Source organism: Clostridium gasigenes, from assembly GCF_017348895.1.
Lineage (GTDB): Bacteria > Bacillota > Clostridia > Clostridiales > Clostridiaceae > Clostridium > Clostridium gasigenes.
In genome coordinates this window covers 1,749,480-1,762,305 of sequence record NZ_CP071376.1, presented here as the reverse complement: position 1 = coordinate 1,762,305, position 12,826 = coordinate 1,749,480, and the positions used below count along the sequence as shown (strand labels likewise).

The 12,826-nt window shown below is 26.9% G+C and carries 11 protein-coding genes; all 11 read right to left on the bottom strand.

Annotated features, from left to right (window positions below):
* Positions 1 to 238: 238 nt before the first annotated feature.
* Entirely contained in the window at positions 239 to 589 is a 351-nt protein-coding gene (locus J1C67_RS08420) for a TfoX/Sxy family protein (RefSeq protein WP_167865886.1), read from the bottom strand.
* Between the two features lie 79 nt (positions 590 to 668).
* A complete protein-coding gene (locus tag J1C67_RS19855; protein ID WP_167866089.1) occupies positions 669 to 959 on the bottom strand; it encodes a GNAT family N-acetyltransferase in 291 nt (96 codons plus the stop codon).
* 41 nt (positions 960 to 1,000) lie between these two features.
* Entirely contained in the window at positions 1,001 to 1,162 is a 162-nt protein-coding gene (locus J1C67_RS08410) for a hypothetical protein (protein WP_167865887.1), read from the bottom strand.
* Positions 1,163 to 1,378: 216 nt separating this feature from the next.
* Positions 1,379 to 3,262, bottom strand: coding sequence for an endonuclease MutS2 (locus tag J1C67_RS08405; RefSeq protein WP_167865888.1), 1,884 nt, complete (start codon positions 3,260 to 3,262; stop codon positions 1,379 to 1,381).
* A 393-nt stretch (positions 3,263 to 3,655) separates the two neighbouring features.
* Positions 3,656 to 6,013 carry an EAL domain-containing protein gene (locus J1C67_RS08400; protein ID WP_167865889.1) on the bottom strand — a complete coding sequence of 786 codons (2,358 nt, stop codon included), beginning with the start codon at positions 6,011 to 6,013 and terminating at the stop codon, positions 3,656 to 3,658.
* A gap of 336 nt (positions 6,014 to 6,349) precedes the next feature.
* Positions 6,350 to 6,856 carry a COG2426 family protein gene (locus J1C67_RS08395; protein WP_167865890.1) on the bottom strand — a complete coding sequence of 169 codons (507 nt, stop codon included), beginning with the start codon at positions 6,854 to 6,856 and terminating at the stop codon, positions 6,350 to 6,352.
* Positions 6,857 to 7,078: 222 nt separating this feature from the next.
* Entirely contained in the window at positions 7,079 to 7,627 is a 549-nt protein-coding gene (locus J1C67_RS08390) for a cysteine hydrolase family protein (RefSeq protein ID WP_167865891.1), read from the bottom strand.
* Between the two features lie 370 nt (positions 7,628 to 7,997).
* A complete protein-coding gene (locus tag J1C67_RS08385; RefSeq protein WP_167865892.1) occupies positions 7,998 to 8,915 on the bottom strand; it encodes a DUF5692 family protein in 918 nt (305 codons plus the stop codon).
* An 84-nt stretch (positions 8,916 to 8,999) separates the two neighbouring features.
* Positions 9,000 to 9,596: a TetR/AcrR family transcriptional regulator gene (locus J1C67_RS08380; protein ID WP_167865893.1), complete on the bottom strand. Its 597-nt coding sequence runs from the start codon at positions 9,594 to 9,596 to the stop codon at positions 9,000 to 9,002.
* A 348-nt stretch (positions 9,597 to 9,944) separates the two neighbouring features.
* Positions 9,945 to 11,921, bottom strand: coding sequence for an FtsX-like permease family protein (locus J1C67_RS08375; protein ID WP_167865894.1), 1,977 nt, complete (start codon positions 11,919 to 11,921; stop codon positions 9,945 to 9,947).
* Positions 11,921 to 12,676, bottom strand: coding sequence for an ABC transporter ATP-binding protein (locus tag J1C67_RS08370; protein ID WP_167865895.1), 756 nt, complete (start codon positions 12,674 to 12,676; stop codon positions 11,921 to 11,923). Before J1C67_RS08370 ends, J1C67_RS08375 begins: the two co-directional genes overlap by 1 nt.
* Between the last annotated feature and the right edge of the window lie 150 nt (positions 12,677 to 12,826).

Below are 12,826 nucleotides of genomic sequence, written 5' to 3'. Positions count from 1 at the left end.
TCATAATTTCATTATAGAAGATAGACTTTACAACACTTATAAAAATTTCTTAAGAAACCTTAAGTTTTGTAATAGTTAATATCCTAATATAAATTAATACTTTTGAAAGGTTTTTAAAATATGGATATTAAAGAACTTAAAAATGAATTTAACACACCTTAAGGCATCTCCAAATAAATAACAAGTCAATATTCTTGTTATTTATTTGGAGATGCCTTATTTATTATTATATGTTCTACTAAATAATATTTTCAATATCACTCTTTTGCACTTTTTTCTTTTTCGTTTTTTGCATTGGTAACTCCTCATAGGTTTTTCCAATAAACTTGCCTAATAAATCTTTATCTTCTAAAAAATCAACAACAAAATGAGGTTTTGCACTTTTATAAGGTGAAGCTTCTTCTACTTCATTTAATAAAGTTTCACCTGTTTTTGTTTTCTTTACAAAAAATTGATTATTACATATAAGACCTATAATTTTACCATTGCAATAAATACCATATTCACCAAACATCTTTTTATATGTAATTATCCCTGCACCATTGCTTTGCTCACATACATATTCTACAAATTCTAATGTTGAAGCCATAATTTCTTCCCCCTTAATGTTTTTATTTTTTAATCAATACCATAAAATGCTTCTGTTTTTATTTTTTTAAATAATTATTCTATTTTTCACGTATACTACAATAAACTTCACAACTAACAACAGCCTTAAATCCCACACTCATATAAATTTTTATAGCTTTATCATTCCACTGAACTACTCCTAAGCTTATATTTTCAACATCATTATTTTGATAATAGTTAATAGCAAAATTAAGAAGTTTCTTTCCATACCCATTTCCTTGATACTTTTCATTAACTATTAAATCATCAATTTCATTATTAATAAGACTTACAGCTCCAATTAAATCTTTTCCATCTAATAATAAGAATATATTGTCCTTATTCTTAATTAGTTCATCAGCACTATAACAAGCTCTAGTAGGTTTAAAACCTAATGCACTTCTAAGTTCATATTATCACATTCATAAACTAATATACTACTTGTATCACATTTCAATTTTTCTATTAATTCTTTTTCATTGAAGTCACCAATTTCTGTCTTTAAAAGTTCTATTACTTTATAAATATCATCACTATTAATATTTCTTATCATTACAATCCCCCTGTAATTATATTTAATATATTAATAAATTTTCTTATTTGTATTTTACTATATATTTCCACACAGCTCAATCTCTTAGATTTTTATTAAATAAAAACGAGCCACAAACTATATAAATAGTCTCTGGCTCATTAAATATTTATTTTTATCCCCATTGTCTCCATACTTTGCTATTCAAATGAAATTTGTTGATAATAGCAAACCTATTTATAACATTTCTTTTTTTATTTTTTTTAATGCTTTTTTAGAGCCCCTCTCAATATCTTTTTCTAGCTTTCTTTCCTTATAACTTATAAATAACTGATTTAAATCATAACCTTCTGGATAAAGTTCACTTGCCTTTAATTCTAGTTCTATTCTTTTATAATTAACTTCAACAAACTCCTTATTATATAGTATAGTCACATTATTTAATCTATCTCTTTCTTTATATACAATAGCTGATTCATTATTTTCTAAAAGAATAATTTTATCTCCTACAGAGTATTCATAAAAACCTTCCTTTACTTGTAACTCTTTATTTTTTAAAACCTTACTATCTTTTATTAAATTATAATTATAATTTTTAGTATTAATATATTCTCTTGCTTTATCAATAATTGAATCATATAATCCCATCTTTTTAGAAATATATAAAGCATTACTATTACCTACTTTTCCTATACTAAGTTTATATAATGGTTCTAGAGTTTCTTTTTCAAACTCCATAGCTGCATTTTGAAAATCAGGATGTTCTTTTGAAAAGTTTTTTATTTCTCCATAATGAGTAGTTGATATAGTTATACAACCCTTATGGTATAATTCTTCTAATATTGCAATAGCCAAAGCAGAACCTTCATTTGGTTCTGTTCCACTGCCAATTTCATCAAACAATAGTAGTGTTGACTTTGTACTTTCTTTAATTATTTCAGCTATATTTTTTATATGAGCTGAAAATGTACTTAACGCATTTTCAACACTTTGATTATCACCAATATCAACAAATAACTTTTTAAATACAGAAAGCTCTGTCCCTTGTTCAGCTTCTATATGAAATCCAGATTGTACTTCCAATGTTAACAATCCAATTGTCTTTAATACTACAGTTTTTCCACCTGCATTTGGTCCCGTTATTATTAAACCTCTATAATTTTCACCAATTTCAAAATCTAACGGTATACTATTTTTAATAAGAGGATATTTTCCTTTAATAATTTTTATATATCCATAGTCATTTAGTTTAGGTTTAATTCCGTTTATTGATTTACTATATTTAGCTTTTGCCAAGATCATATCATATTCAGATATAACATCAACATTCACCTTCAAATCTTTTATTCTCTCAAAAAGCATATTTGTTAAAGTAGCTAATATTTTGTATTCTTCCATACTTTCTTCTGCTTTTAATACTGCTAAGTCACTTGTATACTTTGAAATAACATTTGGCTCTATAAATACTGTTGTTCCCTTTGAAGATGTTTCAATAATAGTCCCTTGAACTTTATTTTTATGCGCTACCTTAATTGGAATTGTATATTTTCCACCACGCTGACTAATGAAGAATTCTTGAATATACTCTTTATTTCCATCATTTTTAAGGAACTTATCTAACTTCTCCGTTATCTTACTTTCACATATATCAATATGTCTTCTTATTCTTTTAAGATCCTTACTAGCATTTGAATCAACAATACTACCTCTAATTGATAGGTTTATTTCATCTTCAATGTAGCTCAAATCACAAATATTTTCTCCATAAGAACTTAAAGTAGGTGCATATCCCTCTTTATCCTTTATGAATAACTTTACTTTTCTACATCCTCTTAAAAAATTTGACATCATAGTCAAATCTGATGCGTCTAAAGATTCTCCTTTTTCAATCTTCTCAATAAGCGGTAATATATTAAATATGCCATCTAGTGGTATATTATAAGATGCATCTAACAATCTTCTTCCTTCTGATGTTTCATTTAGTCTTTGATTTACAATTTTCATATTACTACTAGGTTCTAATTTATCAATTAATTTTTTTCCTAATCCGCTAACGCAATATCCTTTTACTATTTCTTTTAACTCATAGTAATGTAATTTTTCTAATGTTACTTTATTCATATTAATAATCCTTCCTTGCATTTTTTATTACACTACAAGTCTACGAAATCTCGATAGATTTCTATTTTTTATATAATAAAAAAGCCATGGATACCTCCACAGCTTGAAATTCAACAATTAATAAAGGTAATTATATTACCTCTTTAAAGTAAATTCGTGGACTTGTATCTTTAATAGTACAAATTAATTCTACAACAAATAAAAGGTATACACCCCTATTTTTTGGAATTAATATTAATTTAACTATTTTAGATACTAAACACTCACAAAAATACCTCGCTTTTTTTGAAATCTATCTTATACAGTATATGTCAGATTCAATCTAATTGTCAACGTTATTATACATAGCTATATTAATCTTCATCAAAGATTCAATGGTCTCCATTACTAACCCTACAACAACTTCAATGCATCCTCTTCTTCTAATGGCTTAGAAAATAAATATCCTTGAATATAATCCACATTCATTTGCTTTAATTTTTCTAATTGTTCTTCAGTTTCAACACCTTCAGCCACTATTGGTAAATTTAACGAATGTGCTGATTCAATAATTAGTCTTAAAATCTTTGTATATTCATCTTGTAAATCCATACCATTAATAAAACTTCTATCTATTTTGATTATAGATAAAGGAAGTCTTACAATATAATTAAATGATGAATAACCTGTTCCAAAATCATCTAAACTAATTACTATTCCCATATCTTTTAGCTCTTTAATTTTCTTTATATTTTCCTCTATATTTTTGAGTAATACTGTTTCTGTTATTTCTACTCCAATACAATCTATACATACACCCGTTTCCTTAAATATTGATTTTATCGTTGGCATAAAATCCTTGTCCATTATTTGAACTGGTGATATATTAACAGAAACTATAATTTTCCCTTTTGCATTTTTATTTATTTTTTCAGCAAATTTACATGCTTCACGCATTATATAATATCCCATATCTATTATTAAATTACTATTTTCCATTATCTCTATTATTTTAATAACTGGAACATTTTTATATTTATCATTTTGCCATCTAAATAAAGCTTCAAAACCTTTTAGTTTCTTATCTACTGTATATTGTGGTTGGTAAAATAATTTTACTTCATTTTTTTCTATAGCATTTCCTAAGTCTTTTTCTATACTTAATTTTAAATTTCTTTCGTCTTCCAACTCTTTGGTATATATCATAAATTTGTTTTTACCTAATTCTTTAGCTTTATACATTGCTATATCTACTTTCATAAGTAACCTATCAACATCAACTATGCAATCTCCCATTGCAATTCCTATACTAAGAGAAAAGTCATAATTTTTATTATTTTTTTGTAGATATGCTTTTTCTAATATTTCTTTTGCTTTATCACATATGATATTTACATTTTCTATGTTTTTGAAAACAACTAAAAATTCATCTCCACCTAAACGACATAAAAAAGTATCCTTACAAATTTCTCTAAGCCTATTTGATACAGATATAATAACTTCATCTCCAAAATGATGTCCATAACAATCATTAATATCTTTAAAATTATCAATATCTACAAACATCATGCCTATCTTACTATAATTAGTTTCTTTCTCCATATAATTATATAAGGCTCTTCTATTTGATATTTGAGTAAGTGCATCTGTAAGAGCTTGCTTTTTTATTTCTTTTTCTGCTTCTCTAATCTCTGTAACATCTACAAGCGCACTTGTAATGCCTATAACTTCATTGCCTATATCAAATACAGGCGTCTTATAAATTTCTACCTCTCTTATACCCTTATGAGTTTTTACAGATTCCTCAAACTTCATAGGTTCTCTTCTTTTAATTACTTCTTCATTTTTTTTATAAATTTCTTTTACATAACTTTCTAAAAAAATCCTTTTAGGGGTTTGGCCTATTAGTTCATCAATATTTATATCAAAATATTGTGTAAACTGTTTATTTCCATTAAGATATACTCCATTTGTATCACTTAGCCATACTGGAAAAGGTAAATTATCCATAAGCATTTGTAATTTTGCATCTTTATTTTTTAATTCAGTAATATCTCTAGCAACCCCAATAGTCCCTATAACTTCATCAACACCATCTATCACAGGTGCTTTATGTATATTAAATTGTCTGTATCCTTTTTTTCCTATAATAACTTCATCAAAAACTACTTGTTTTCTTTTACTCATAACTTCTAAATCATATTCTCTACATCTATCTCCTACATTTCCATCCCATACATAGTGGTCACCTCTGCCTTTTATCTGCTCCATTGTTTTTCCACTATGCTCAATAAAGTCATTATTCACTTTAATATAATTACTATCCTTATCTTTAAACCAAGCCATATATGGAGTATTGTTTAATAATGCATTAAATTGTATGTCTTTCATCTTAGATTTTTTTTCAGCATTCATTAATCTGATTTGATTAATAACTCTTATATAGAGTTCTTCTGTTGTAAATGGATTTAATAAGTAATCATCTGCGCCTACTTCTATATATTCTTTTAGATTTTCAATGTTGGTTTTATCTATGCATAATATTATACCTACTTGTCCTTCTAAAAAATTATTTCTTATTTTCTTTATAGCATATATAGATTCCTCATATCCTATATTAGTATCTATCAACAGTAAATCTAAGTCTGTGTTAATAACATTGTTTATATTTTCACATATCATTAATTTATAATCTTTATTATTAAATTCATTAGCTATCTTAAAAAAACTTTTTGTGTCATTAGAAATTATAGATATTTGCTTTTTGTTCATATGTTATTTTTATCCTCCTCATGTATACTTTGTCAATAGTATATCATATCTTTATATACTATATAAAGAACTAATATATCCGTCTTAATACCCAAATATCCACCTCTTATCAACCAAATATATCCATTTTTAATTATAATAGTTCAAAAATGATTTAATAATTTTACAGTTGGATAAAAACATTTATGATACTTATTTCTTTGAATAGTAATAATATCTGTAATATCAAAATTTATTATTATCATGATTATTCTTTCAAAAAAATAATCGCAATACCTAAATTAGATATTGCGATTAATATATTATTACTCTATAATTTCTAAATCTCTATATTTACTAATTAAAAACACCTACAGCATATGGTATTCCATAAGAAATAATAGTCATTATTATTGTAGCAATTATTATCCCTGTGAATATTGAACCTGATGCTTTTTTTACTTTTATACCTAATATTGATGCTATTAAAGCCCCTGTCCATGCCCCTGTACCAGGCAGAGGAATACCTACAAATAATGCTAATCCCCAAAACTCATACTTTTGTATTTTCTCACTTTTAGACATAGATTTCTTCTCTAATTTTTCTACTATACCACTTAGTAACTTAGTTTTCTTCATCCAAGTAAAGATAGGTGTTATAAACCAAAGTATAAATGGTATTGGTATTATATTTCCTAACATACATAACCAAATTGCACTAAACATGTTTATTCCTAATAATGAAGATGCAATTATTCCTCCTCTAAGCTCTAGAATAGGAACCATTGATATTATTAAAACAACTAGCTCCTTTGGCATAAAGCTTAAATTATTAGTGAACCAATTTATTAACGAATCTGACATTTAAAAAGCTCCTTATAATATATTTTTAATTCCATTATATAAGTTTTGCACATAAACAGACTACATAATGTTACTTTAAACACATTATACCATATCATTTACATAATTATTATTTTTTTTACCATGACGTAATTTCAAACCTGTATATGCTATTACTAAGAAAACCTCCAATGGTATCCACTTCTAAACTTAAATCAAATCTAAGTAGTAGACTTATTATTCTTAGTTCCCTCTATTTATTACTCTTCCTTGTAACCCTTCAATTACATCTAAAGTTTTCTCATGTAATACATCATCAAAACTAGCACAAAGACTTCCATCAACAATAATCTCTGCATTTCTATATTGTGATTGGAACATTACCATATTGCTAACTACGCATATATTAGTAACAACTCCTACTATTTCAATTTCTTCAATGTCATTACCTATTACACTAGCAAGATTAATCATATCCTCTGGAGACAATCCAAAACCATATTTTTTATAGTGGACTGTATTTTTCCCACCCACGAACTCTTCCAATTTTCCATATAGATTATGTCCCTCTGACCCCTCTATACAATGAGGAACTGGTAAGTTTTTTCCCTCTCTTGTTTTTAAATAATCTTCCGAATGTGTATCATAGGTAAACAATACCTTATCTCCATTTTGCAAATATTTATTTACCTTATCATATATTCCATTTTCTAAATTTGTAGCTTTTTCAAAACCTAATGCTCCCTCAACAAAATCTTTTTGATAATCAATAACTACTAATAATCTTTTCATACTTTATTCCTCCTAAATTTCATATATTTAAATTTTATTCTTAGATGGTAAAATTAAAACATCAAATTAATAATATGTATTCATACTATTAATGCATCCTTAATTTGTCAACATTTACTTTTAACTCTAAAAAAAACACCCCCTACAACATCCTCCCTCTTTAACGATACATTAATTTGAGCATGAAAAACCTTATAACGCTTTGCGTGTAATAAAACTTATATAAAAATAAGGAACTAATTCAAAATAAAATTATATTTTGAGTTAGTCCCTAAAGTCATCTTTCATTTAAAGATATTAATCTATGATGATATTCATTATAATCTTTACTTATAATTATATCCTTAAATTATAAAGTAGCTATACAAACCTATTTGTTTTCAGTTACTATTTCTTTGTATCCTTTTAGATCTGTATAAATCTCATCTTTAAGAGGATTAAGTTTATTTTTCTTAATTCTACTAAAGTGATAAATAAATACTGCGATATTTCCTGCAAGAGCTAAACAACTTACAACCCATAACGCTACTTCATTGTGAGATGCTTGCACCGCAAACTTTGAAGTATCAGCAAAGTATGGGAATGTCAAAGAGAACATTCCCCAAAGTGCTAAAGTCTGTGCACGATGTTGTAGCCAAGCGCCTCTTTTGAAGAAAAATGCTGGAATAGTACAAGATAATAATAACACTGCACCTGAATAGAATGAGTGATCAGGAATACAGTTATAAACATAAGCAAAATTCCATAGATCATAAGCTATTATCCAAAACCACAACTGATCAGGCCATAGCATGTCTTTATTTTTATCTTTTCCAATAAAAATTCCAACCCATCCAGCGATAGTTATGATATTCAATATCCCTGCAATACCATTTATAATATTCCAAGGTCCGCCATTAATTAATACTCCATCTACAATGCCGTTATAACCATAACACTGAAAATCACGGAATACAGCCTCTAAAATGTTTATTGAAAGAATAAGTGGTGGAAATAACAGTAGCATTTTTTTGCCATCAAGTCCCTTTATATACCTAAGAGCCATAAAACCAAGAACACCAGCAAGTGCAGAATATGTCTTTACCCACGGAAACCAGTAACCTACTGGAGTGCCAGGCCCTGCTGTTCTTACCCATACAGTAAAAGTCAGTACAATAGGTGCAACTAAATATACACCTATTGCAAGCCATTTACTCCGACGAGTAATCTCATTGACAAGCATTAATCCACATAGTATCACTAGCCCCATTAAAGCAGCGTACCATGGTATAGAGTTAAACAAAAACATATTATTATCCCCCTTGTAAAATTTTTTGATAAAATTTAATAATCCAAATTCAGATTTTCTTATATTAAAGATAATCTTGAATGGCTATTCACATTTCATATTATTAAGCACACCATTACAGTATGCCTTCCATGTTTTTGCAATGAATTCCTCAGCTTTGCTTGTTGACCCATAGCATAACAATTCACCTTCTAAAGCACCTTGAATCATCGCTAAAAATAGCAATGCATTACTCTCTATCTCATCCTCACTTGGATAATTTTTCAGCATGCTTTGTTCAAATGCTTCTTCCATTTTCTTTATATGAAACATTTCTAAATTAAATACTAATTCACTGCATTTTTTTCTTAAGTCATCATTATCAATAAGTAAAATATTTCTCCAAAATCTCAATTTATCATTATCTTTGAAATATTTAATAATATCAAAAAAGATATTTTTAAACTTTTCATCAATTGCTGTATGCTTGCTTTCATTATAAACATTATTCAAAAACTCATTGTACTTAACAACTTCCTTTTCAACTATTAAATATATAATTTCATCTTTGCTTATAAAATGGCTATATAAAGAAGGTGTTTTTATCCCAACTTCTTTTGCAATATCTGCCATAGACACATTATAGCCTCTCTTTGAAAAGTGTTTATATGCAGCTTCAAGAATCTCTTCTTTTTTTCCCATAATGAATCACCTACCCACTCGTTTTGTAATATTATATTTACCTAACTATTATTAGTTAGGTTTTACTTATTTTACCATTTTATTCGTCATTTGTCAACGATACCCTATTTCTATACTACCATTAAATCATTACAACAATCTTTGTAAAGCTTCCGTTTCACTTATACTTATTTAATACGATTAGTTAACTAACTAAAACTCGTCTCCTACTGTTATATCAACACTTATCAGAAAAACCACACCTATTTATGGTACGACTCTACGTATCACTATTAAGTGTGGTTTTTCCATTTTATACTACTATTAATACACATATCTTATTTTCTCTACTTTTTTTCTTAACTAATGCTAAATTCTATTAATTTGTTTTTTATATTTATTACTGGTTAGAAAATAAAATATAATTTGGATAACAGAATATACTCCAAAAACAAACAAACTATTTTTCCACATATATTCGCCATCATTAATAAGATTAAGAATATTATATAAATAATATCCTGTACAGGTTAAAGCTATAACAGGAGGTACAAGAAATACTGCACCTAATTCTTGCATAGATAACTTATTAATTTCATTCTTACTTAAACCTATTTTTATTAATTGTTTACTTCTTTCCCTATCCTCTTCAATAGATGATATTGTCTTAAAATATAAAACTGCTGCACTTCCTATTAAAAACATCATTCCCATAAAGCTAGATATAAATAGCATAAAACCATTTTCTTTTATAGCAGAATCAAACATATTTTCTTTAATGATTAATGTATCACTAACCTTTTTTCCTAAATTAGTCTCTAACCTATTTTTTAAACCTTCATATCCCTCACTATTTTTATTATTGATCATTACATCGTAAGTAACTGCTTCATCCCCTAGCTTTTCCTTCATCATTTTATAATCTTCATTATTAACAACTAAAGCCGCATTTCTAATATAGTTATTATTAAAGAAGTAATTTACAGGAAGAGTAAATATTTCATTTCTTTTATTTTCTTTTCTTATATATACATACTCATCTATAATACGATTCTCTTTATATTCATCTAAAGATAATTTATTGTTCTGCATTGATTTTTTAGATAAATCTAGCATAAAGCCTGAGTCTAAAAAGCTCCCACTCTTTTCAACAGTAGAATAGAGAACTTCTCCTTTTTTTAGATTTAGATCATTATTTCCTAGACTTCTATAGCTATCTTCATTTATAACTAACATTTGAAAATTACGCCATAAACATTCACCTTCATAAACTCTTATATCCGGAATATTTAATCCTTCTAACTCATTATAACTTTCAACTTCACCTAAGTTTTTTGTAGCAATCTCTTTAATATCTTTATTTTCCACGTCACTTTTATCAACTATAAAACTCATATCATATGGATACTTTATATCCATTTGTCTCTCTGTTCCCTTATACATTCCATAAGCAATAGATATAAATACCATTGCTCCTGAAACCATTAATGTAACTACATATAAGACTGTTCTATAAGCCATAAATCTATGTGAAAGAGAATTGATAAATAAAATATTATTATTATAAATTCTTTTAAATCTTCTTAAACCCTTTACTACTACAGTCATAGAGAACCCTATCAATAAATAAACCGAAACCATTATCCCTAATATAGATGCAGCAAATAAGTTTTTTGTATCCGCTATTTGCTCATTAACAGCTATTTTAAAAGCAATAATAGAAATTATAAAAATTATTATTCCTATTATCCCTAAAATAGTGCTTGTACTTCCTAGATCTTTTTTTGATTTCGACTTTAATATATTAACTATTGAATATCTTTTCAAGAAAACCATTTGATATATTGTAGTGAATAAAAATATTACACTTGAAATTAAAAATATCGTTCCATATGCTTTAAAACTCAAAGGAATAATTATATTATCAATTTTCAATATTTTCCCTATAGACATATGAAATAGTTTTGAAAATACACTTCCCCCAAGAGATGCAACTAGAAAGGATATCAACGCTATTATAATATTTTCATAACAAAGTATCTTTGTTATTTCTTTTGAAGTTAATCCTATTGTGAAATATACCCCAAATTCTCTCCCTCTATACTTTGTAAAGGAAACTGTTGTAAAAATTATAAACATTAATGAAAAAGCTACCATTAATATAACTACAGACATAAAATTTTCTTTTACAAACATAGTTTCATCAGCCTTCATAAATTCTGGACTAAACACTAAAGTGAAAAACATAAATAGGATACATTGAATAAGACTATTCCCAAGAAGATAAGCTGTGTAATTCTTAATGTTATACTTAATATTTTTTATAATTATTGAAGAAAATCCCACTATTCTTGTCCTCCTATAACTAATTGTGCTTCTATAACCTTGTCAAAGAACTCTTTTCTATTTCCATTAGAGTTTATTTCAAGCTTAATAGTTCCATCTTTTATAAATATAATTCTCTTACAAAAGGATGCTGCAAGAGGATCATGAGTTACCATAACAATAGTAGATTTCTTTTCTTCATTTATCTTTTTAAAACTTTCCATTATATTCATTGATGATTTTGAATCTAAATTTCCTGTAGGCTCATCTCCTAATATTATTTTAGGTTCTTTAATTAATGCTCTAGCTTCTGCCACTCTTTGTTTTTGACCACCTGAAATATTATAAGGATAACTATTTTCAACTTCTTTTAACCCAAAATACTCTATTAATTCATTAACCTTATCCTCAATAACCTTAGGTTTTACCCTGTCTAATGTTAATGGAAATCCTATGTTTTCTTTAACAGTTAAGCTATCTAAAAGATTAAACTCTTGAAATATAAAGCCAATATTGTTTCTTCTAAAAATAGCCATATCATCTTTCTTCATATTAAGAATATTTTTTTCACCTATAAAAATTTCACCTGCTGTAGCTTTATCAATTCCAGCTAAAATATTTAATAAAGTTGTTTTACCACTTCCACTAGGCCCCATAACTCCCAAAAATTCTCCATCCTCCACCTTAAAAGATATGTCATTAAGCGCTTTTATAGCTTGCGCACCTTTAAATGAATCATAAACTTTAGTTACTTTTTTACATTCTAAAACTTCCATATAAATATACCTCATTTCTTTTCCGAATTTAGTCATAGCAAAATAAATAACAAGTCAGTATTCTTGCTTGTTATTTATTTTGCTATGCCTTACCTAAAGTATATTCTCTATTTGCATATTCTTAAATTGATTTTGCTTACTTAACCTTAC

Excerpts from the sequence above, each read along its gene's own strand:
- J1C67_RS08405 (WP_167865888.1), bottom strand. The coding sequence starts at position 3,262 with ATGAATAAAGTAACATTAGAAAAATTACATTACTATGAGTTAAAAGAA.
- J1C67_RS08370 (WP_167865895.1), bottom strand. The coding sequence starts at position 12,676 with ATGGAAGTTTTAGAATGTAAAAAAGTAACTAAAGTTTATGATTCATTT.
- J1C67_RS08380 (WP_167865893.1), bottom strand. The coding sequence starts at position 9,596 with ATGGGAAAAAAAGAAGAGATTCTTGAAGCTGCATATAAACACTTTTCA.
- J1C67_RS08400 (WP_167865889.1), bottom strand. The coding sequence starts at position 6,013 with ATGAACAAAAAGCAAATATCTATAATTTCTAATGACACAAAAAGTTTT.
- J1C67_RS08420 (WP_167865886.1), bottom strand. The coding sequence starts at position 589 with ATGGCTTCAACATTAGAATTTGTAGAATATGTATGTGAGCAAAGCAAT.
- J1C67_RS08390 (WP_167865891.1), bottom strand. The coding sequence starts at position 7,627 with ATGAAAAGATTATTAGTAGTTATTGATTATCAAAAAGATTTTGTTGAG.
- J1C67_RS08410 (WP_167865887.1), bottom strand. The coding sequence starts at position 1,162 with ATGATAAGAAATATTAATAGTGATGATATTTATAAAGTAATAGAACTT.
- J1C67_RS08385 (WP_167865892.1), bottom strand. The coding sequence starts at position 8,915 with ATGTTTTTGTTTAACTCTATACCATGGTACGCTGCTTTAATGGGGCTA.
- J1C67_RS08395 (WP_167865890.1), bottom strand. The coding sequence starts at position 6,856 with ATGTCAGATTCGTTAATAAATTGGTTCACTAATAATTTAAGCTTTATG.